The sequence below is a fragment of the Streptomyces sp. UG1 genome, assembly GCF_049974585.1.
Lineage (GTDB): Bacteria > Actinomycetota > Actinomycetes > Streptomycetales > Streptomycetaceae > Streptomyces.
This window is the reverse complement of the sequence record NZ_JBNGGG010000001.1, coordinates 238,950-259,670: the sequence shown is the minus strand read 5'-3', so window position 1 is coordinate 259,670 and position 20,721 is coordinate 238,950. Positions and strand designations below refer to the sequence as shown.

Annotated in this window: 14 protein-coding genes; 5 read left to right on the top strand and 9 right to left on the bottom strand. The window is 70.2% G+C overall.

Translation table 11 applies throughout. From position 1 onward, the window contains the following. Positions 1 to 46 precede the first annotated feature (46 nt). Positions 47 to 1,870: a phosphoenolpyruvate carboxykinase (GTP) gene (locus ACP4J3_RS01195; RefSeq protein WP_426529353.1), complete on the bottom strand. Its 1,824-nt coding sequence runs from the start codon at positions 1,868 to 1,870 to the stop codon at positions 47 to 49. Between the two features lie 329 nt (positions 1,871 to 2,199). Between ACP4J3_RS01195 and trhA the strand changes: the two genes are divergently transcribed. The 4 genes from trhA to ACP4J3_RS01175 all read left to right on the top strand — a co-directional run bounded on the left by trhA (position 2,200) and on the right by ACP4J3_RS01175 (position 6,050). After that, positions 2,200 to 2,946 carry a PAQR family membrane homeostasis protein TrhA gene (gene trhA / locus ACP4J3_RS01190; protein WP_426529351.1) on the top strand — a complete coding sequence of 249 codons (747 nt, stop codon included), beginning with the start codon at positions 2,200 to 2,202 and terminating at the stop codon, positions 2,944 to 2,946. A gap of 113 nt (positions 2,947 to 3,059) precedes the next feature. Further along, on the top strand, positions 3,060 to 4,619 hold the full coding sequence (locus ACP4J3_RS01185; RefSeq protein WP_426529349.1) for an MFS transporter: 1,560 nt from the start codon (positions 3,060 to 3,062) through the stop codon (positions 4,617 to 4,619). A 5-nt stretch (positions 4,620 to 4,624) separates the two neighbouring features. Beyond that, positions 4,625 to 5,317 carry a TetR/AcrR family transcriptional regulator gene (locus ACP4J3_RS01180; RefSeq protein ID WP_426529347.1) on the top strand — a complete coding sequence of 231 codons (693 nt, stop codon included), beginning with the start codon at positions 4,625 to 4,627 and terminating at the stop codon, positions 5,315 to 5,317. 4 nt (positions 5,318 to 5,321) lie between these two features. Then, positions 5,322 to 6,050 carry a Mut7-C RNAse domain-containing protein gene (locus ACP4J3_RS01175; RefSeq protein WP_426529345.1) on the top strand — a complete coding sequence of 243 codons (729 nt, stop codon included), beginning with the start codon at positions 5,322 to 5,324 and terminating at the stop codon, positions 6,048 to 6,050. Here ACP4J3_RS01175 and ACP4J3_RS01170 read toward each other — a convergent pair. The 5 genes from ACP4J3_RS01170 to ACP4J3_RS01150 all read right to left on the bottom strand — a co-directional run bounded on the left by ACP4J3_RS01170 (position 6,047) and on the right by ACP4J3_RS01150 (position 14,802). Beyond that, positions 6,047 to 8,449, bottom strand: a complete 2,403-nt coding sequence (locus ACP4J3_RS01170) for a galactose oxidase-like domain-containing protein (protein ID WP_426529343.1) — start codon at positions 8,447 to 8,449, stop codon at positions 6,047 to 6,049. The two genes, ACP4J3_RS01175 and ACP4J3_RS01170, sit on opposite strands and share 4 nt — an antisense overlap. After that, positions 8,446 to 9,630, bottom strand: coding sequence for a glycosyltransferase (locus ACP4J3_RS01165; protein ID WP_426529341.1), 1,185 nt, complete (start codon positions 9,628 to 9,630; stop codon positions 8,446 to 8,448). Before ACP4J3_RS01165 ends, ACP4J3_RS01170 begins: the two co-directional genes overlap by 4 nt. Beyond that, complete coding sequence (locus ACP4J3_RS01160; protein ID WP_426529339.1) at positions 9,627 to 11,276, bottom strand: ArnT family glycosyltransferase; 1,650 nt, start codon at positions 11,274 to 11,276, stop codon at positions 9,627 to 9,629. The genes ACP4J3_RS01165 and ACP4J3_RS01160 overlap by 4 nt, the downstream gene beginning before the upstream one ends. After that, positions 11,273 to 12,541: a glycosyltransferase gene (locus ACP4J3_RS01155; protein WP_426529337.1), complete on the bottom strand. Its 1,269-nt coding sequence runs from the start codon at positions 12,539 to 12,541 to the stop codon at positions 11,273 to 11,275. Before ACP4J3_RS01155 ends, ACP4J3_RS01160 begins: the two co-directional genes overlap by 4 nt. Positions 12,542 to 12,768: 227 nt before the next feature. Beyond that, on the bottom strand, positions 12,769 to 14,802 hold the full coding sequence (locus ACP4J3_RS01150; protein ID WP_426529335.1) for a thioredoxin domain-containing protein: 2,034 nt from the start codon (positions 14,800 to 14,802) through the stop codon (positions 12,769 to 12,771). A 201-nt stretch (positions 14,803 to 15,003) separates the two neighbouring features. On the opposite strand from ACP4J3_RS01150, the gene ACP4J3_RS01145 reads away from it, so the two are divergent. After that, positions 15,004 to 18,207, top strand: coding sequence for a tetratricopeptide repeat protein (locus ACP4J3_RS01145; RefSeq protein WP_426529333.1), 3,204 nt, complete (start codon positions 15,004 to 15,006; stop codon positions 18,205 to 18,207). 153 nt (positions 18,208 to 18,360) lie between these two features. Here the strand turns inward: ACP4J3_RS01145 and ACP4J3_RS01140 are convergent, their stop codons facing one another. Genes ACP4J3_RS01140 through mca form a run of 3 tightly spaced genes read right to left on the bottom strand, consistent with a single transcriptional unit; the run spans position 18,361 to position 20,645 of the window. Further along, entirely contained in the window at positions 18,361 to 19,500 is a 1,140-nt protein-coding gene (locus ACP4J3_RS01140; protein ID WP_426529331.1) for a Fic family protein, read from the bottom strand. A gap of 58 nt (positions 19,501 to 19,558) precedes the next feature. Further along, on the bottom strand, positions 19,559 to 19,792 hold the full coding sequence (locus ACP4J3_RS01135; protein ID WP_426529329.1) for a hypothetical protein: 234 nt from the start codon (positions 19,790 to 19,792) through the stop codon (positions 19,559 to 19,561). Next, entirely contained in the window at positions 19,785 to 20,645 is an 861-nt protein-coding gene (mca, locus tag ACP4J3_RS01130) for a mycothiol conjugate amidase Mca (RefSeq protein WP_426529768.1), read from the bottom strand. Before mca ends, ACP4J3_RS01135 begins: the two co-directional genes overlap by 8 nt. Between the last annotated feature and the right edge of the window lie 76 nt (positions 20,646 to 20,721).

The following is a 20,721-nucleotide window of genomic DNA, read 5'->3' as shown; positions in this document are numbered from 1 at the left end:
CCGCACGTCGTTGTACGGAACCTCGCCGGTCCTGGGTGGGGAACTGTCAGCCCAGGCGCCGCACCAGCGCCCGGTACTCGTCCCACAGCTCCGTCGGCGTGTGGTCGCCGAAGGTGTTGAGGTGGTCGGGGACGAGCGCGGCCTCCTCGCGCCAGATCTCCTTGTCGACGGTGAGGAGGAAGTCGAGGTCGGCGTCGGCCAGTTCGAGGCCGTTCGTGTCCAGGGCCTCCTTGGTCGGCAGGATGCCGATCGGAGTCTGAACGCCCTCGGCCCTGCTCTCGAGGCGCTCGACGATCCACTTCAGGACGCGGCTGTTCTCGCCGAAGCCGGGCCAGACGAACTTGCCCTCGTCGTTCTTGCGGAACCAGTTGACGTAGTAGATCTTCGGCAGCTTGGACTGGTCCTTGTCCTTGGCCACGTCGATCCAGTGGGCCATGTAGTCGCCCATGTTGTAGCCGCAGAAGGGCAGCATGGCGAAGGGGTCGCGGCGCAGTTCGCCGACCTTGCCCTCGGCGGCGGCGGTCTTCTCGGAGGCCACGTTGGCGCCCAGGAACACGCCGTGGTTCCAGTCGAAGGACTCCGTCACCAGCGGTACGGCGGTGGCGCGCCGGCCGCCGAAGAGGATCGCCGAGATCGGCACGCCCTTGGGGTCCTCCCACTCGGGCGCGATGATCGGGCACTGCGAGGCGGGGACCGTGAAGCGGGCGTTGGGGTGGGCGGCGGGGTCCGAGGACTGAGGCGTCCAGTCCCGGCCCTTCCAGTCCGTCAGGTGGGCCGGGGTCTCCTCCGTCATGCCCTCCCACCAGATGTCGCCGTCGTCGGTCAGCGCCACGTTGGTGAAGACCGAGTTGCCCCACAGCGTCTTCATCGCGTTGGCGTTGGTGTGCTCACCGGTGCCGGGCGCGACGCCGAAGAAGCCGGCCTCGGGGTTGATGGCGTACAGGCGGCCGTCGTCACCGAAGCGCATCCAGGCGATGTCGTCGCCGATCGTCTCCACCGTCCAGCCGGAGATCGTGGGCTCCAGCATGGCGAGGTTGGTCTTGCCGCAGGCGGAGGGGAAGGCGGCGGCGACGTACTTGGACCCGCCCTGCGGGGGCGTGAGCTTCAGGATCAGCATGTGCTCGGCCAGCCAGCCCTCGTCGCGGGCCATCACCGAGGCGATGCGCAGGGCGTAGCACTTCTTGCCGAGCAGGGCGTTGCCGCCGTAGCCGGAGCCGTAGGACCAGATCTCGCGGGTCTCCGGGAAGTGGGAGATGTACTTGGTCTGGTTGCAGGGCCAGGGGACGTCCGCCTGGCCCTGCTCAAGCGGTGCGCCGACGGAGTGCACGGCTTTCACGAAGTTGCGATCCTCGCCGAGCTCTTCGAGCACGGCGCTGCCCATGCGGGTCATCGTACGCATGGAGACGGCGACGTAGGCCGAATCAGTGATCTCCACACCGAGGGCGGAGAGCTTGGAGCCGAGAGGGCCCATACAGAAGGGCACGACGTACATCGTGCGACCGCGCATCGAGCCACGGAACAGGCCCTTCTCGCCCTGGAAGATTTCCCGCATCTCTCCAGGGTCCATCCAGTGGTTCGTCGGCCCCGCGTCCTCCTCCTTCTCGGAGCAGATGAAGGTCCGGTCCTCGACGCGGGCGACGTCGGTCGGGTCGGAGGCGGCGTAGTACGAGTTGGGGCGCTTGATCGGGTCGAGTTTCCGGAAGGTGCCCTTCGCGACGAGCTCCCCGCACAGGCGCTCGTACTCGGCCTCGGATCCGTCACACCAGACCACGTTGTCCGGCTGCGTCAGTTCGGCGATCTCGTTCACCCACGAGACCAGTTCGCGGTGGTTGGTGGGAACGACGGGGGGAGCCGCGATGTCGCGCGCCACGGTTGCTCCTAAGTGAGGGATTTTGTCCTGAATATGCCCTTGTTTGCCCCGTGGGGGCCGCGACCCGGATGCTGTGCCGAGCGATCTTCAGCGCTCATCCGGTGCCGACCGCACTCATTTGATCATCCGACGCGTCTGCGCATATGTCCAGAGGGCGTCACAGGTGAGCGGCGTGAGCATCGCCACTCATCCAGATGTTTTCGATGTGTCACCACCGCTTCACCCCGGGTGTGTCCCCACCGGGTACCCCGTGAGACGATGGCCACTTACCGCCGCTCATCTCGCCACTCTGACGCGTAACTTACGGTTCCGTAGGTACGATGCCCCGCATGACTGCGCCCGTCCCCGACGCGCCCATGGACACGCCGGCCGCCGGCCGCGGTTCCGCCGCGCCCTCGCTGCCGCACCAGATCGCGCACCACGCCCAGCAGCTCACCGGCGAGATCAAGCCCAAGCTGCGCGGCTGGCTCCATCTCGGCATGTTCCCGGCGGTGCTCGTCGCGGGCCTGGTGCTCACCGCCCTCGCAGACTCGCCCCGGGGGCGCCTGGCCTGCGGAATCTACGTCCTCACCGCCTGCCTGCTGTTCGGCGTGAGCGCGCTGTACCACCGGGGCAACTGGAGCCCGCGCATGGACGGCATTCTGCGCCGGCTGGATCACGCCAACATCTTCCTGATCATCGCGGGCACGTACACACCGCTGACCCTGCTGCTCCTTCCGGGCGCCAAGGGCCAGTGGCTGCTGTGGGGCATCTGGGCGGCGGCGCTGGCCGGAATCGTCTTCCGGGTCTTCTGGGTGGGCGCCCCGCGCTGGCTCTACACCCCCTGCTACATCGCGATGGGCTGGGCGGCCGTCTTCTTCCTGCCGGACTTCATGCGCACCGGCGGCATCGCGGTGCTGGTCCTGGTGATCGTCGGCGGCGTCCTCTACAGCGCGGGCGGCGTGATCTACGGCATCAAGCGCCCGAACCCGTCACCGCGCTGGTTCGGCTTCCACGAGGTGTTCCACTCCTTCACGCTGGCGGCGTTCATCACGCACTACGTGGGGATCTCGCTGGTGGCGTACCAGCACGGGTAGCTGCTCCCGCTCAGCGAGGGCCACGGCTTCGAGCCGTGGCCCTTTTTCGTTCCCCGGTTTTCGTTCTCCGAGTCAATTGACAGTACCACTCTTTTGAGAGCTACTCTCATTTCATGGCTGCTGTCACCAAAGACGCACGCCGCTGGTGGGCGCTCGGCGCCCTCGTGGCGAGCATGCTCACGCTCGGTTTCGACCTGACGATCCTCAACGTGGCGCTGCCCACGATGGCCGGACAACTCCACGCGAGCACCGGCGAGTTGCAGTGGATCGTCGACTCGTACGTCGTCGTCTTCGCGGCGCTGATGCTCCCCGCCGGACTGCTCGGCGACCGCTTCGGGCGGCGCCGGATGCTGATCGCGGGCCTCGCGGTCTTCCTCGCCGGATCCCTGTTCGGCACCGTCGCCGACGCGCCCGAACTGGTCATCGTGGCCCGCTCGGTCATGGGCCTCGGGGCCGCGCTGGTGATGCCGCTCGGCCTGTCCGTGCTGCCGTCGATGTTCGGCGAGCAGGAGCGCGGCAAGGCCGTCGCCGCGGTCACCGCAGCCATGGCCGCGGGGATGCCGCTCGGGCCGCTGGTGGGCGGGGTGCTGCTCGACCACTACTGGTGGGGCTCGATCTTCCTGATCAACATCCCGATGGCCGCCGTCGGCATCCTCGCCTGCCTCTTCCTGCTGCCCGAGTCCCGCGACCCCTCCTCGCCCCGGGTCGACGCGGTCTCCACCGCGTGCAGCGCGCTGGGCCTTGCCGCCCTGGTCTTCGGCATCATCGAGGCGCCCGAGCGGGGCTGGGGCAGCACGACGGTGCTCGGCTCCTTCGCGGTGGCCGCCGTACTGCTGGCCGGTCTGGTCCTGCGGGAGCGGCGGGCCGTACGCCCCATGCTCGACCTGAAGCTGCTCGCCCACCGGGGGTTCCTGTTCAACAGCCTGGCCGCGACGCTCGGCACCTTCGTCTTCTCCGGGCTGCTGTTCATGCTGCCGACGTACCTTCAGGAGGTCGGCGGCAGCGACGCCTTCGGCACCGGGCTCAGGCTGCTGCCGATGATGGGCGGGCTCATGGTCTCCGCGCGGCTGAGCACCACACTGGTCCAGCGCATGGGACCGCGCCCGGTGGTCACCGCGGGCCTGGTGGTGCTGTGCTTCGCCGCCCTGCTCGGCTCGCGGACCGAGACCGGCAGCGGCTACGGCTTCACCGCGCTGTGGCTGACCGTCGCCGGCCTGGGCTTCGGCCTGGCGATGGTGCCCGCGATGGACGCCGCGCTCGGCGGCATCCCGGCCGAGGAGGCGGGCAGCGGCTCGGGGCTGCTGATGACGCTGCGCCAGGTGGGCGGCGCCATCGGCATCGCGCTGCTTGGCAGCCTGGTCGCGGGCTCCTACGGCGACCGGATCGACACCGCCGGCCTGCCCGAGGCGGCCGCGGACGCCGCGCGCGACTCGCTCAGCGGCGCCCACGCCGTCGCCGAGCAGCTCGGCCTGCCCGCGCTCGCCCGCTCCGCCGACGCCGCCTACGTCGACGGCATGACCACCGTGCTGGTCGTCTGCGGCATCGCCGCCCTGGTGACGGCGGCGCTGACGGCGCTGCTGCTGCCGAACACCCGGCCCGCCGCCGAGCCGCCCGGAGCGGAAGAGCCCCCGGCTGCGGTCGTGGTCCCCCGGGAGGCCGATGAACGACAATGAGCGACATGACCACGGCACGAACCCCTGTTCCGGAGGCGGCTCGCCATCTGAGCCTGCGCGAGCGCAAGAAGATCAAGACGCGGATCGCCATCAGGGACGCCACCTATGCCCTGATCAGGGAGCAGGGGTACGAGGCCACGACCGTCGAGCAGATCGCGGAGCGCGCCGAGGTCTCGCCGAGCACCGTCTTCCGTTACTTCCCCACCAAGGAGGACATCGTCCTGACGGACGAGTACGACCCGCTGGTGGAGGACCTGCTGCGGGAGCGGCCCGAGGACGAGCCGGTCCTGCAGTCGCTGCGCTGGTCGATCCACAAGGGGCTGACCATGGCGCTCGCCGACGGCCCGAAATTCGAGCAGGACGAGATGATCCTGCGCACCCGGCTCATGGTCGAGGTCCCCGCGCTGCGCTCCCGCCTGATGGAGAGCATGTCCGTCACGGGCCGCATGCTGTGCCGGGTCCTGGCCGAGCGCACCGGCCGGGACGAGAACGACCTCGAGGTGCGCGTCTACGCGATGGGCCTGATGGGGGCCCTGCTGGAGACGATGATCTATTGGGTCGAGCGCGACTTCGGCGACGACCTGCTGGAACTCATCGACCGCGCCCTCGCCGCCTTCAAGGACCTCCCGAAACTGCGGGACGCACCGCAGCAGGCCGCAAAACGGCAGGACCCCCGCCCGGGCCCCGTGACATCCTGACCGGGTGAACGGTCCCGAGATCCACGTCGAGTTCGCCCCCGAGCTGCGCCTGTTCCTGCCCAACGGCCGGCGCGAGGACGGTACCGCCCGGGTCGCCACCGACGGCGTCTCGACCCTCGGCCATGTCGTGGAGTCCCTCGGTGTCCCGCTGACCGAGGTCGGTCCCCTGGTCGTGGACGGACGCGAGGTGCCCGTGTCGCACATCCCGGCGGCGGCCGAATCCGTCCGCGTACGGCCCGTCGAGCGCCCCCAGCGGGTGCCCGGCGCTCCCCTGCGCTTCCTGCTCGACGTCCACCTCGGCACCCTCGCCCGCCGGCTGCGGCTGCTCGGCGTGGACACGGCGTACGAGTCGACGGACATCGGCGACCCGGCCCTCGCCGCGCGCTCGGCCGCCGAGCGGCGGGTCATGCTGAGCCGGGACCGGGGGCTGCTGCGGCGCCGCGAACTGTGGGCCGGCGCCTATGTCTACAGCACGCGGTCCGACGACCAGCTCCGCGACGTCCTGGACCGCTTCCGGCCCGAGCTGCGGCCCTGGACACGCTGCACCGCCTGCAACGGGCTGCTGAAGGAGGCGACCAAGGAGGAGGTGTCGGACCAGTTGGAGGGCGGGACGCAGCGGACGTACGACGTGTTCGCGCAGTGCACCCAGTGCGGCCGGGCCTACTGGAAGGGCGCGCACCACGAACAGCTCGTGGCCATCGTGGAGCGCGCCCTCGCCGACTACGCGAGCTAGCGCCGGGTCACATCACCCTTCCCGCAGGTGATCCCGTCCCGGTTCGGGTCCAGCCGCAGCGGGTCGTCCTTGCCGTTGACCTTCAAACGGCCGTAGTCGTTCTTCTTCAGCCAGTCGCAGCGGGCCTTCGTCGTCGCCTTCACCGTCGGCGGGAAGTCGGTCGGGACGCAGACGTTGGCCGAGCCGTAGTGGCGGTCGCAGCCGGAGACGGTCGGGCCGACGTTCTGGGACCGCCGCTTCTTTCCGGGGCCCGTGACCTTGCCCGTCAGGTCGTCGGCGAACTCGTGGACATGCGCGGTGGCGTCCGTCGCGCTCAGGGCCTGCGGACCCTGGAGGTGCACCCACTTGGCCACCGACGGGACCCCGTTCGCGTCGACCGCGAAGAGCATGTACCAGCCGGGCGGGGCCAGGTTGGGGTTGCTCGTCACGTTCAGGTCGACGTTGTTGCCGTCGACGGACAGCGGAAGATCCACGAACCGCTGGTTGGGATCCGACGAATGCGTCACCGCCGCCGGGCGGATCAGCTCGGCCTTGGCGATGGGCCGGTCGACGGTGATCCGCTGGGTGTCGCCGTAGGTCCACTCGGTGTCGATGACCGAAGTGATCGTCGGGCGCTCGCCCTTGAGGAGATAGGGCGGGGTGTAGATCGACACGTCGTGGTTCCAGGAGCCGTTGCCCGGGTTGTCACCCGTCGCCATCACGCGGCCGTCGGGGAGCAGGAACGCCGAGGAGTGGTAGCCGCGCTCCTCCGGGTCGGCCGCCACCGGGTCGAAGGTGTTGGTCGCCGGGTCGTAGATCGACGACTCGTACACCGGGTCGGCCCGGTTGTGCAGCGCGCCGCCCGTCTCCAGGACCTTGCCATCCGGCAGCAGTACGGCGGAGACGTACATCTTGCCCTGGCCGCCGGTCTGGGGGACCTTGCCGGCCCCGAGGTCGACGGTGCCCTGCGGGAGCGGCGGTCCCGCGACGTAGGTCGGGTTGGGCTGCTTGAGGTCGATGACGTCGGTGAGGCGGTTCGCGTCCGGGTTGGAGTCGATGTTGCCGCCGCCGATGGTGAGGACCTTCTGGTCCTGGGCCGGGGGCAGCAGCACGCTCGCGGACTGGTCGCGCTCGTCCTTGTTCTGCAGGCCCGGGATCTGGGTGACCGTGTTGGCGTCGTAGTCGTAGATCGCCGATCCGGTGCCCGGGATGTTGTTGCCGAAGACATGGCTGCCGGAGTAGAAGAGGCGCCCGTCCTGCATCAGGATCATCGACGGGTACAGGCCCCAGTACGACCAGGTCTGGTTGACCTTCCAGAGCTCCAGCCACTTCTGCTCGGCGTCCGACCACAGCTCGGCGGTGACCGAACCGGTCGAGTCCTCCTTCAGACCGCCGAAGGAGATGACGTCACCGTTGCCGAGGATGGTGGCCGACGGGTACCAGTGGCCGTCGTTCATGTCGTTGGTCTTGCTGTAGGTCTCGGTGACCGGGTCGAAGATGTACGAGTCCTTGTAGCCCTGGTAGCCGATCGTGCCGTCGGCCGACGGATAGCCCTTGTTACCGCTCATCACGAGCACCCGGCCGTCCTGCAACTGCACATGCCCGGCGCAGAACATGTCCTTGGGCGTAGGGATCGTCTTGTACGTGCCGTTCTCCGGGTCGTAGACCGCGCTGGTGAACGTGCCCGCCTCGAACATCTCCTCGCTGTTGCCGGACCCGGCGATCAGCAGCACCTTGCCGTTGTTCAGGACGACGGAGTGCATGGAGCGCACCGGGTTCTGGGTGGGCAGCACGTCCCAGCGGCCGTTCGCGCACTCCTCGGCCGTCCCCGTGCACACCGGGTCCGGGACCGGGTCGGCGACCTGGTCCATCGTGTAGTCGTCGGTGGTGACCGAGCCGGTGCCGTAGACGGAGACGCCCCAGGCGATGCGGTCGGTGCCGGCGGGCACCTCGGGTGTGCGGACCGTGGCCTCGGTCCAACCGGCCGCCATGTCCAGCGTCTTGAGGTCGGTCCAGTACTGCCAGCCCGCCGTGGGGTCGTGCCGGAAGAGGGTGATCGAAGTGTCGGGGGTGGTCGACTTGTACCAGAGCCCCAGGTCGTACTGCTTGCCCGGCGTGACGACCGGCGCGCACTCGGCGGACTCGGTGATCAGCGCCTTGCGGTCGCCGTCGAGGCGGCGGGTGAGCTCGACCTTCATGGCCTTGCCGCCGCTGTGGGCGTCGGCCACCGTCTCGAAGGTGAAGTCGTTGTCGCCCCAGCCGGACTTCTCCCAGCAGTAGGGCATGTCACCGGTGCCGGCGGTCTCGAAGCCGGGGTTCTTGACGAGGTTGGCGGCGGAGGCGGACGGGGGTGCGGTCAGGAGCAGGGCCCCGGTGAGGCCCATGACGGCCAGGAGGGCCGTTCTCCGTCTGGATCTCATGCAGTACTCCTTGCTGTGCGGCGGCTCCTGCGCGGGAGGTACACCAGCGCTTCGGTACCGACGAAGCGCAGGACGAAGGTGATGACCAGGGCCAGCGCCGTCGCGGGCAGCACGGCCAGCCCGAAGTGCCCGACCAGCAGCGCGATCAGCGGGATGCGCAGCACCAGGTCGGCGTTGGCGAGCAGCGCGAACCGTACGGTGCGGTCGGCCCAGTGGCGGTGCCGGCGGCGCTCGCGGAACAGCAGCTTCTCGATGAGCAGGAAGTTCCAGGCCACGCCGAACTGGTTGGCGATGATCTCCGCCGGGAGGTAGTGCAGCCCGGCCTGCGTCATCGCCCACAGCGCGGCCAGGTTCGGCACGAAGCCGGTCAGCCCGATCAGCCCGAACACCACCATCCTCGCCAGCGGGTCGGCCGTACGCAGCCCGGCGAGGTGCCGCAGGAAGCGGCGCCCCTCGGCCGCGGTGGACTTGGACTCCCCCGCGAACCGCTCCTGGAACACGAACGGCACCTCGCTGACCGCGCGCGGGCGGCTGCGCACGGCCAGCTCCAGGAGGATCTTGTAGCCGAGGGGCTTGAGCGCCTCTGCCGCGATGTCGCTGCGGCGGATCGCGAAGAAGCCGCTCATCGGGTCGCTGATGCCCTGCAGCCGGCGCGGGAAGAGGGACTTGGTCAGCCAGGTCGCCGCCCGTGACACGGCCACGCGATAGCTGCCGGCGAGCCCGGCCCGGCTGCCGCCCTTGATGTACCGGGAGGCGACGACCAGCCCGGCGTTCGCCCGCTCGCCGGTGGCGACCAGGTCGGGGACCAGGGACGGCGGGTGCTGGCAGTCGCCGTCCATGACGACGATCCAGTCCGACCCGGCCGCCTTCATGCCCTCGACGACCGCGCCGCCGAGCCCCCCGACCGGTTCGTCGCGGTGGATGACGGTGACGGGGAACGGACAGTCCTGCGCGGCCTCCTCGATGACCTGCGGGGTGTCGTCGGTGGAGTCGTCCACGAAGACGACCTCGCAGGGCAGCCGGGACGGCACCGACTCGGTGATCTGATGCAGCAACTGCCGTACGTTGGCGGACTCGTTGAAGGTCGGTACGACGATGGTGACGGCGCCGGGCTCGGGCACCTCGGCGGCATCTACGGACGGATCGCCCAACTCCTCCGGGACGGTGGACTCCTGGCTCATCGAACCCCTCCCGAGGCTGTCTGGATCTGACGGATCTCGACGCGGTCCGCGCCGCTGCCGAAGACGGCGACCGGCTTCGAGTGCTCGATGGCCGCCTTGACGCCCGGCAGGTCGGCCGCGTCCCGGCGCACCGTCGGCGAGGCGACCACGTAGTCGAGGTCCCTCCAGCCGCGCGGCATCGTCTTCGTCACGGCCGGGTCGAGGTCGGCCTTGTAGAACCAGATGACGCCGAGCCCCGGCTCGTACCCGGCGTGCACCAGGTCGAGCCACAGCGCGTCGTCGACCAGGACGCGGGTGTCCCCCGGGTCCGCCACCTCGGTGGCCAGCCACTTCGAGGCGGCCCGGTAGGGCGCGTTGGCGTCGGCGGTGACGGCGGTGCGATCTCCCTCGTACCAGCGCGGGACGACATAGGAACCGGCGGCGATCGCGAGGACGGCCGCGAGGGCGTACCGGCCGCCGGTGACATACCGGTGCTCGGTCTCGGACCGCCGGCGCCGCAGGACCGCGTGGGCGACGGAGGCCGTGCCGCCGGCGAGGACGAGGGCGAGGAACGGCAGGGCCTGGATGACGTACATGGCGGGCAGATAGCCGCTCGGGCGCATCGCCGTCAGGGCGAGGACGACCACCGCGAAGGACGGTCCGGCCAGCGCGCGGGCGGTGACCGACCAGCGCCAGGTGAGCAGGAGCAGCAGACCGCCCGCGAGACCGCCGAGGATCAGGACACGGTCGTAGTAGAGCCACGACTGGAGGACGCCCCAGGAGCCGGAGCCCTGGTCGAGGACGAAGCCCGAACCGGGCCTGGTCATCTGGTACTTGATGCCGTCCCACAGCGAGACATGCCCGCTGCCCGGCAGCAGCTCGCCCTTCAGCAGGGCGAACAGGGGGTAGGACAGGCCGATCAGCGCGCAGGCGGTGATCGCGCCGGTCAGGGCGAACTTGCGGGTGTCGCGGTGGCTGTGCCGCCACATGGTGATGAAGACCGCGGGCAGGACCAGGAGCATCGTCTCCTTGGTCAGTACGGCCGTGGCGGCCACGATCCCGGCGCCGAAGTGGTGCCAGAGGTGCCGGCTCGGCGAGGCGGCGAGGGCGAACGCGAGCAGCGTCCACATCACCGCGAGGTTGTCGAGGAAGATCTCCCGCTGAAGGACGACCGACAGCGGGGAGAGGCCGAACAGGACCATGCCGAGCCCGGCCGCCCAGCGCGGCAGGGACAGCCGCCGCCCGAGCACGTACACCAGCACCGCGCTGACCGCGCTGACGACGAGCATCGCCGCGCGCATGGTGCCGACGGTCATCGACTCGGGGCTGAGCGCGGCCGGGATCCAGGTCAGCAGGGCGAGCTGGATCCAGCCGAGCGGCGGGTGGTCGTACCAGTAGGTGTAGTGGGCCAGGCCCCGGCCCTCCTGCACGGCCCAGGCCTGGGCGAGGTAGGTGCCCTCGTCGTCGCTGAGGGTCGGGTAGTCGGCGATGTTCCAGCCCTGCACGACGAGGATCGCGACGAGCAGGACGCCGCACAGGACGAGGTCGGGTCGGGAGGAGCGGAGGCGGATCGGTGGGTTTGTTCGGCCGGCCGAACGCTCGATAGGGGCAGGTTGCCGCTGCGCGGGGACCTTGGGAGTGGTCACCGCGGGAAGGGTGGAGGTCACGCGGGGACGTCCTCTCGGATTACCGCTGTGTCGTTGAGGTGTGCGCCGACATGAGTCGTCAGCTCCCAGTCGTTGCGGCCGCGCTGCTCACGCCATACGGCGCGGACGGCGGCGCCGGCGAGGAGCACCTGGTAGAAGGGACCGCCCACGACGAGCTTCAGGTAGTGCACGAAGCGGACGCGCAGTGCGTACTGCTTGCCGAAGTCGTGCAGTCCGACGACCTCGAAGACGAAGGTCACGAGCGCGGTGACGGCCGGCAGGAAGGTGATGAAGGCGACGCCCACGGGTACGTCGAGGAAGACGGCGATCGCGATGTTGAGCGGGATGATGAGCCCGGTGAAGGCTTGCATGAACGGCGTCATGAGGGTGTAGCGGGCGAGCAACCGCTGTCCGAAGGTGGGCAGTTGCTTCCAGTCCTTCTTCCGGTAGACCTGAAGGAAGCCCTGGTTCCAGCGGGTGCGCTGCTTCAGCAGCGACATCAGGCTGCCGGGGGTCTCCTCCTTGGTCACCATGTCGGAGTCGTAGGCGACGACGACCTTCTTGCCGACGCTGGACAGGCGGACGCCCAGGTCGCAGTCCTCGGCGAGGCAGTCGGGATCCCAGCCGTCGGCCTCCCGCAGCACATCCGTCCGTACGAAGACGGTGTTGCCGCCGAGCGGGATGAACCCCTTCTGGGCGTGCAGGTGCAGTCGCGAGCGGAACCAGAAGAAGTACTCCAGGCAGTTGCGCAGGCTGTACCAGCTCGAGTGGAAGTTGATGAGCTGGACCCCGCCCTGGACGACGTCCGCTCCCGTGGTGCGGAACGCGTGGTCGACGTGGGCGAGCAGCTCCGGATGGACCTGGTCCTCGGCGTCGAAGACCCCGACGACATCGCCGCGGCAGTGCGGCAGCGCCGTGTTCATGGCCTTCGGCTTGTTCTTCTTCTCGTGGGTGTCGACCACGACCCGGACCCGCGGATCGCGGGCGGCCGCCTTCTCGGCGACCTCGGTGGTCTCCGGGTCGTCGTGTCCGACGATGACGATGATCTCGAAGTCGGTGTGTGTGGACTCCAGCAGCCGCTGGATGGTGTGGTCCAGCACGGCCTGCTCGTGCCGTGCCGGAAGCAGCAGCGAGAACGACAGATGCTCGCCGCCGTCCGGTCTGCTGAACCGGGTGGAGGCGAGCACTTCGGGCGTACGCCACGCGTGCATCTGCCACCACAGGGTGAAAGCCGCCATCCAGAACAAGGCCAGCGAGACGACGGCTATGAAGACAGACGTCAGCAACAGATCCCCCCAGATCCCCAATGCCCCCTGTCGCGACGGTGCGTCACACCCGTCGCGTCACTGTGGAGAGATTAAGGGGAAACTGTGAAGCGCAAGGGCCGTTTCGGTCAATTGCGTGTTTCGGAACGGGGCGTTGGATAGCGCGACCTGTCGGAACACAGACCCATATGGGCAGCACACACCCATAAAGCAGCCGGAACGACTCCCTCCGCGTCCGTGTCGACCCGTCAGCTCCGCAGAGCCGCGCGCAGCCGCTCCGGATCGGTCGTCGGCGCGTCACATGTGAAGTTACGGCAGACGTACGCGGCCGGTTCACCGCCGACGAGCGGCCGGTCGGCGAGCAGCGGGAGTTCGTCGCTGTCCGGAGTGCCCACGGCGACGACGGCTCCGGGGGCGGTGCCCAGAAGTGCCGTACGGTGCAGGGCCTTTGTGGCCCCGTCGTCGAGGCTCGGCCCGACGATCGCGACCTCACGGGGCCCGGCGAGGTTGGCCTCGGCGACGGCCAGACCCCAGCCGATGAAGCGGGGGACGCGCGGGCCGAGGGCCTTGACGACGCCCAACGCCTTCTCGGCGGCGGTGCGATGAGGTTCCGCGCCGGTCTGGGCGGCGTAGCCGAGCAGGGCGCCGGCCGCCGCGCTCCAGCCGGAGGGGACGGCGTTGTCGGTGGGGTCCTGGGGCCGGCGGATCAGTTGCTCGGCGTCGACGGCGGTGTCGTAAAGCGCACCGGACGCCTCATCCACGAACCGGGCGAGCACGTGGTCCAGCAGGAACCCGGCGAAGTCCAGCCAGACGCCCTCGCCGGTGACGGAGGCGAGCGCGAGGAAGCCCTCGGCGACGTCGGCGTAGTCCTCCAGCACGCCCGTGTTGGCGCCGGACCGGCCGTCCTTGCTGGTGCGGGCGAGGCGGACCTGGTCGTCGAGGTGCAGCCGGACCAGGAGGTCGGCGGCGGCGAGGGCGGCGTCCACGAGGTCGGGGCGGTCGAAGTAGGCGCCGGTCTCGGCGAGGGCGGCGATGGCGAGGCCGTTCCAGGCGGCGACGATCTTGTCGTCCCGGCCGGGTGCGGGGCGCTCCGCGCGCCTGTCCAGCAGCCGCTGCCGGATGGACGCGATCTTCTCGGCGTCGAACAGCCCGTCCTGCTGCGGGAGCTGGAGGACGGAGGCGCCGTGCTCGAAGGTGCCCTCTTCGGTCACGCCGAAGTGGCGGGCGGCGAGCTCGGCGTCGTCGTCACCGAGGGCGTCGCGCAGTTGCTGCGGGGTCCAGACGTAGTAGGCGCCCTCGACGTGCCTGCCGGTCCCGTCGTCGCTGTCGGCGTCGAGCGCGGAGGCGAACCCGCCCTCGTCGGTGCGCAGGTCGCGGACCATGAAGTCGGCGGTTTCGAGGGCTACCCTGCGCGCCAGCTCCGAGCCCGTACTACGCCACAAGTGAGCATACATTCGACACAAAAGGGCATTATCATAGAGCATCTTCTCAAAGTGCGGGATCACCCAGTCGCGATCGACGGAGTACCTCGCGAACCCGCCACCGAGCTGGTCATAGATCCCACCCCGAGCCATCCGCTCACACGTGTCCTGCGCCATCTGCAACGCGCCCTCGGAGCCGGTGCGGGCGTGGTGGCGGAGCAAGAACTCGATCACCATGGACGGCGGGAATTTGGGAGCCCCCCCGAACCCGCCCCGCTGCGGGTCGTACTCCCGCGTCAGCCCGAGCAGCGCCTGCGCCAGCTCCTGCTCGCCGGGCGCCTCGGTGCCGCCGTAGGAGATCTCCCGCCCGGCCAGATCCCGGACGATCTTCCCGGCGACCTCGGCGACCTCGTCCCGCCGGTCGGCCCAGGCGCTGCGCACGCCCTCCAGGACCTGACGGAAGGACGGCATGCCGGAGCGGGGGGTGGGCGGGAAGTAGGTGCCGAAGTAGAAGGGCTCGGCGTCCGGCGTGAGAAACACCGTCATGGGCCAGCCGCCCTGTCCGGTGGCCGCCTGGACGGCCTCCATGTAGACGGCGTCGACGTCGGGGCGCTCTTCGCGGTCGACCTTGACGCTGACGAAGTGGGCGTTGAGGTAGTCGGCTGTCTCCTGGTCCTCGAAGGACTCGTGGGCCATGACGTGACACCAGTGACACGCGGAGTAACCGATCGACAGCAGAACGGGCACACCGCGTCGCCTCGCCTCCTCGAACGCCTCTTGTTCCCAGGGCCACCAGTCGACCGGGTTGTCGGCGTGCTGGAGCAGGTAGGGGGACGTCTCGTGGGCCAGTCGGTTCGGCATGGGGTCCATCCTGCCGCAGTACCCCGTTCGTCACACGGCAGGCGCCTCCCGGACGGTGACCTTGAAGCGGACGATGCGGCGGCCCCCGCGGCCGGCTCGTCGGCGCCGCACGCCCACACGATCACCCGGCCCCCTCCCCACAGCGCCCCATCCACAGCACACTTGACCAAGAACGCCATTGCCGCCGGAGGGGGACGAGACATGCGGGACGGCCATCGCAGCGATGCCGAGCGGCTGTTGGCTCGGGCCGTGGAGGAGGAGGTGCGGCGCTCGGGTGGCCGTATCGACGGCCAGGTGCTGTTGTCGCGGGCGCGCGGGGCGCTGGATTCCATGGCGCAGGCGGCGGCTGAGGAGTACGAGGCGTACACCCGCGCGCTCGACGAGGCGGAGGCCGGGCGGCTGACGTTCGGGCAGCGGTTCGCGCGCGAGGGCGGCAGTACGCCGCTGATGGTGGCGGGCGTCGCCGCGGTCGCGGCCGTCGTCTCCGACCTGGCACTCGGCACCGGCACCGGCACCGCGGTGGGCGCGGGCGTCACCGTGGGCGTCGTGGGCGCCGCGGCGACCGTCGTGAAGGTGGCCGGTACGCATCTGCCGGCCGCCCACCACCGCGCGGGCGCCGTCGGCCAGCCCGGCGGCCCGCAGCAGCTTCGGCTGCAGTGGCTGACGGCGCTGGAGGTGCGCGGCATCCGCCCCTTCCTCGACCAGCAGCGGGTGCTGAGCGCGTCCACCGGCCCGAAGAAGACGGGGCCGCGGCTGAGAGGCGCGGACAAGAGCGCGGCGGCCCGTGGGCGCAGTGTGCTGGGGCAGTCGTTCGCCCAACTCCCGGACCCGGTGGACGCGTTCGCGGGCCGCCGGCAGGAGATGGCGCGGATCCGGCAGTGGGTGCAGGCGGCCCGGGCGAGTACGGAGACGAAGCCTACGGTCGTCGTCCTGCACGGCGCGCCCGGCAGCGGCCGTACGGCGCTGGCGATCCGCGCGGCCCACGACCTGAAGGACCAGTTCCGCGGCGCGTGCGTGGTGGACCTGCGCGGCGGCACCGCCGAGGAGCCGCCGCTGCCGACGAGAGACGCGCTGCTGCATCTGCTGAACCGTCTGGGCGCCCCGCGCGAGCAACTCCTGTTCCGGGAGCGCTCCTCGCCCGAGCAGCAGATCAAGCGGCTCGGCGAGCTGTACCACCAGCACCTCACCGGCCTCCCGGTCACCGTCGTACTGGACGACGCCTCGGACGCGGACCAGGTCCGCACCCTCGTCCCCGAGCGCTCCGACAGCCTGGTCCTGGTCACCTCCCGCGAGCCCCTCGGCCTGCCCGCGGACCTCTCCGCCTGGGTGCACCACCTGCCGGTCGAGGCGCTGGACCCGGCCGGCGCGGAGGAGCTGCTGACCGCCGCGGCGCAGGATTCCTCGGGGCCCTACGACGCCGAGTCGGCCGACCGGATCCGGGAGCTGTGCGGCGGGCTGCCGCTGGCGCTGCGCATCGCGGGCTCGTCCCTCGGCCCGCGCTCCCCGCGCACGCTGGCCACGGATCTGGGGGCGTACGGCCCGGTGGAGCCGGTCGAGCGGGTGCTGTGGCTGCGCTACACCGACCAGTCGGAGGCGGCCCGGCGTCTGCTGCGCAGGCTCGCGCTGGCGGGCCGGACCTCGCTGGGCGCGGCCGCCGCGGCGGCGCTGCTGGCCACGGACGAGGCGGAGGCGACCCGGCACCTGGTGGCGCTGTCCCGCTCGGGCCTGATCGACCACGTCCGCGGCAACCGCTACCGCCTGCACGACCTGGTCCGCGCCTTCGCCCAGGCCCGCCTCCTGGACGAGGAGGAGCAGGCGGAGCGTACGGCGGCGCAGGAGCGGCTGATCGTGAACTACGCCGATCTCGCCGACTCGGTGCTGCGCCTGGTCGACGGCAACATGTCGACCCGCTCGGACCGGTTCAGCCCGCACGGCTTCACCTCGCTGGACGACGCGCTGCGCTGGCTGGACGACGAGTCCAGCTTCATCACGGCCGCGCTCCGGCACGCGGAGGACGCCAACCAGGCGGCGGTGCTGAACCTGCTGGGCGCCCTGTGCGACTACTGCCTGCTGCGCGGCGACCTCTACCGCCTCGGCGAGATCAGCGAGCTGGCACAGGCCGTGGACAAGGGCCTGCTGGTCCGCTCGGTGCAGTGGCGCACCGGCATCGCGGCCCGCCAGCTCGGCGAGCTCGACAAGGCCCGCACCACCCTGACCTCGGTGGTCGAGCTGTACATGGAGGCCCACCACGACGCGGGCGCGGCCCGTGCCCTGTGCTCCCTCGGCATCACCCTGCACCACCAGGGCAACCTCACCGAGGCGGCGGCGAAGCTCCGCGAGGCCCTGGACCTGCAGTCGGCGCCCGGGCTGGCGACCGACCGCGCCTGGACGATGCACGCGCTGGCGGCGGTGGAGCGGGACCGGGGCCGGGTCTCGGACTCCCTGGACCTGCTGACCGAGTCCCTGTCCCTGCACCGCGCCGGCGAGTCCGTCCACGGCGAGGCCTGGGCCCACTTCCAGCGCGGCCAACTGGGTCTGCGGATGGGCGACGTACCGCGCGCGCAGGACGATCTGCGCACGGCCCTGGAGCTGTACGGCCGTACCCGCGACGCCCGCGGCGAGGCGTGGGCCATGACCCAGCTCGCGCGGGCCCGCCTGGTCGCGGGCGATCCGTCCCCGGCGGTGGACGGACTGCGCCAGGCGGCCGCCCGCCACCGCGAGAACGAGGACGCGCGCGGCGAGGCCTGGTCCCTGTACTACCTGGGCCAGGCCCTGGAGGAGACGGGCAGCCTCGACCTCGCGGTGCGGGAGCTGGAGCGCTCCCGGACGTTGTTCTCCCGGATGCGCGACGTGTACGGCCTGGCGTGTGCCCGGCACCACTCGGCGCGGGTGACCCGCGACCAGCGGGCGGCCCAGACGGGCTCGCTGCGCAACTCGGGCTTCGCCCGCCAGCTCCTGGTCGACGCCCGGGCCGACTTCCAGCGCATCGGCGTCGCGCACGGCGAGGCGTGGACCTGCCTGGAGCTGGCGGTCGTGGACGCCGGCAACACCCGCGCCCCGCAGGCGCTGACGCTGTGTGACGACGCCATCGGACTCTTCGCGTCCTACGGCGACCGGCGCGGCGAGGACTGGGCCCGCTTCCTGCGCTGCACGCTGCTGCCGTACGCCGCTCCCGGCGGCGTGGAGGTCGGCACCGCGGTGGCCCAGGAGGAACTGGCCCAGCTCTCCCGCACCGGCCATCCGCTGCGTGACGCGAAGCTGGACGACTATGTGGAGGCGTACCAGCTCCTGCTGGAACGCGGCGTGAACCTGGAGACGGGCTGGCAGGCCTGGCGGCTCGGCATGGTGCCGAACCGCCACGCGCGGGAGGTGATGGGGGTGACGGTGGCGGCGTCTCGGGGGTGAGGCCGGGGCCTCGACGGACGATCCGCTGCGCGGGCGCCTCGGAGGCCGTTCCTCGATGCGGCCATGCGGGCCGGCATCGGGTACGCGGGCATCGGGACGGCTCCCGTGCGAGCGCGCCTCCCTGGCCAACCACTGCCGATGAGCCCGAGGGCGTCAGTCCTCGTACGGGTCCACGAGCCGGATCGGCTGCCGGGTCGCCTCCAGCACGGCGGCCGGAAAGTCCGGTCCTGGTACGTAGAAGCGGGCCTTGGTGTTGCCCACCGCCTCCAGGAGACCCGCCTCGGTCAGGGCTCGGACGTCCCGGACCGCCTGCTGGTTGCTCAGGTTCTCGGCCCGCTGATAGCGGGCACGGCGGACCCGGCCGGACACGGCGGCGTCGTGGAGGGCGGTGACCTGGCGTTCGTCGATGCCGTGCCGCTCCGCGTACTCGGTGAGGTCGATCCAGCAGCGGTTGGACCGGGTGATGCGGTGCCGCACCGACTGCGACTGCTGGTGGTAGGCGAGGAGGTTGAAGCGGATCCACGGGGCGGTGTCGCGGTCGGGGGTCCATTCCTTGCCGCCTACGCGGCTGAGGATCTTGTAATACTCCCAGGTGTTGACCGGCGCCCCCAGCCAGGACTCGATCGACGAGAACTCGGGGGCTAGCACGCCGCCACGCGCGATGAGGAGCGTCTGAAGCGAACGGGACATGCGGCCGTTGCCGTCCGCCCACGGGTGGATCTTGACCAGGTTGAGATGGGCCATCGCGGCGCGGACCAGCACATGGGCGTCCGGATCCCCATCGTTGAGCCAGGCGACCAGTTCGTCCATCAGGGCCGGGAGCCGGTCGGCGTCCGGAGCGACGTAGGCCGCCTCGTTCGGCCTGCCCGGCTCATTGATCCAGACCCCGCTCTTGCGCCACTGGCCGGCCAGTTTGCGGGGGTGGTGATGTCCCTGGAGCATCCAGTGCAGGGCATTCAGCAGCGACTTGGAGTAGGTGAAGTCGGCGACGTCATGGAGCGACTGGACGTACGTCATGGCGTGTTGGTACGCCAGCGTCTCCGCCTTGTTCTCCTCCGACGTGCCAACTTCCAACTCGCCGTCGATCAGATCCTCGGCGTCGACGGAGTCGACCTTGTAGCCCTCGATGGTGTTGGAGCCGGCGATGGCCTCGGCCGTCAGCGTCTTCCGCAGCCCCGCTGTCCACTTTATAGGCGTCTGCAGAACCTGGTGCCGCAGCTCATGGCGCATCTTGTCGATGCTCTCCAGCACCTCGCGGTCTTTCGGATCAAGGTCAGGCGTGCGATACAGCATGATTCCATGATACCCACAGGCCATCATGGAATCATGCCGTCAATGCATCGCCTCGCCGTCAGCCCTTCGCCGCGGTATCCCCGGACTCCGCCTTCGGGTCCGGAGCCTCCTTGAACTCGACCCTGCTCATGTGCCGGTTCATGGACTTCATCAGGCCCCACACCGCCAGCGCCATCACCGCGAACACGATGAAGCCGAGGACACCGGGGGTGACCTTGTCCTCGTCCACCTCCTTGGCGAGGGTGGCGAGCTGTGTCATTGCCAGGCTTGCGCTTGCGCTCATGTCAGGCATTGTCGCGGATGCCCGCAAAGAGGTCGTCCTCGGGGAGGGAGGTATCGACGAGGGACTTCGCGAGCTCGTACTCCTCGGTCGGCCAGACCTCCCGCTGGAGCTCCAGCGGAACGCGGAACCAGCCGCCGTCGGGGTCGATCTGGGTGGCGTGCGCGAGCAGCGCCTTGTCACGGATCTCGTAGAAGTCGCCGCACGGAACGTGCGTGGTGAGAGTGCGCTGCTTCATGCCGAACTCGTCCCAGCGCTTGAGCCAGTCCCCGTAGGGCGACTCCATGCCGCGGTCGAGCATGGCCTGGTGCAGCGCCTCGGTGCGCGGGCGGTTGAAGCCCTGGTTGTAGTAGAGCTTCTGCGGCTGGTACGCGGGCCCGTACTCGGCCTCCGGGTACTTCTCGGCGTCCGCCGCGCCCTCGAACGCCACCATCGAGATCTTGTGGGTCATGATGTGGTCGGGGTGCGGGTAGCCGCCGTTCTCGTCATAGGTGGTGATCACCTGGGGACGGAAGCGACGGATCTGCTTCACCAGTTCGCCGGCCGCCTTGTCGACGTCCTCCAGGGCGAAGCAGCCCTCCGGGAGCGGCGGCAGCGGGTCGCCCTCGGGCAGGCCGGAGTCGACGAAGCCGAGCCACTCCTGCCCGACCCCGAGGATCTCGCGGGCCTCGTCCATCTCCTTCTTGCGTACCTCGTGGATGTGCTCCTCGATGTACTTGTCGCCCTGAAGCTTCGGGTTGAGGATGGAGCCGCGCTCTCCGCCCGTGCAGGTCACCACCAGCACGTCCACCCCCTCGGACACGTACTTCGCCATGGTCGCCGCGCCCTTGCTCGACTCGTCGTCGGGGTGGGCGTGCACGGCCATCAGTCGTAGCTGGTCAGTCAAGACTCAATCCTCAAGTGTCGGCGCCCGGTGTGAACCGGCGCGATCGGCAGCTTCT

Bases quoted from the DNA above. Each gene is read 5' to 3' on its own strand.
- ACP4J3_RS01180 (WP_426529347.1), top strand. From the start codon at position 4,625: ATGACCACGGCACGAACCCCTGTTCCGGAGGCGGCTCGCCATCTGAGC.
- ACP4J3_RS01140 (WP_426529331.1), bottom strand. From the start codon at position 19,500: ATGCTGTATCGCACGCCTGACCTTGATCCGAAAGACCGCGAGGTGCTG.
- ACP4J3_RS01145 (WP_426529333.1), top strand. From the start codon at position 15,004: ATGCGGGACGGCCATCGCAGCGATGCCGAGCGGCTGTTGGCTCGGGCC.
- ACP4J3_RS01150 (WP_426529335.1), bottom strand. From the start codon at position 14,802: ATGCCGAACCGACTGGCCCACGAGACGTCCCCCTACCTGCTCCAGCAC.
- ACP4J3_RS01135 (WP_426529329.1), bottom strand. From the start codon at position 19,792: ATGCCTGACATGAGCGCAAGCGCAAGCCTGGCAATGACACAGCTCGCC.
- ACP4J3_RS01165 (WP_426529341.1), bottom strand. From the start codon at position 9,630: ATGAGCCAGGAGTCCACCGTCCCGGAGGAGTTGGGCGATCCGTCCGTA.
- ACP4J3_RS01170 (WP_426529343.1), bottom strand. From the start codon at position 8,449: ATGAGATCCAGACGGAGAACGGCCCTCCTGGCCGTCATGGGCCTCACC.
- ACP4J3_RS01185 (WP_426529349.1), top strand. From the start codon at position 3,060: ATGGCTGCTGTCACCAAAGACGCACGCCGCTGGTGGGCGCTCGGCGCC.
- mca (WP_426529768.1), bottom strand. From the start codon at position 20,645: ATGGCCGTGCACGCCCACCCCGACGACGAGTCGAGCAAGGGCGCGGCG.
- trhA (WP_426529351.1), top strand. From the start codon at position 2,200: ATGACTGCGCCCGTCCCCGACGCGCCCATGGACACGCCGGCCGCCGGC.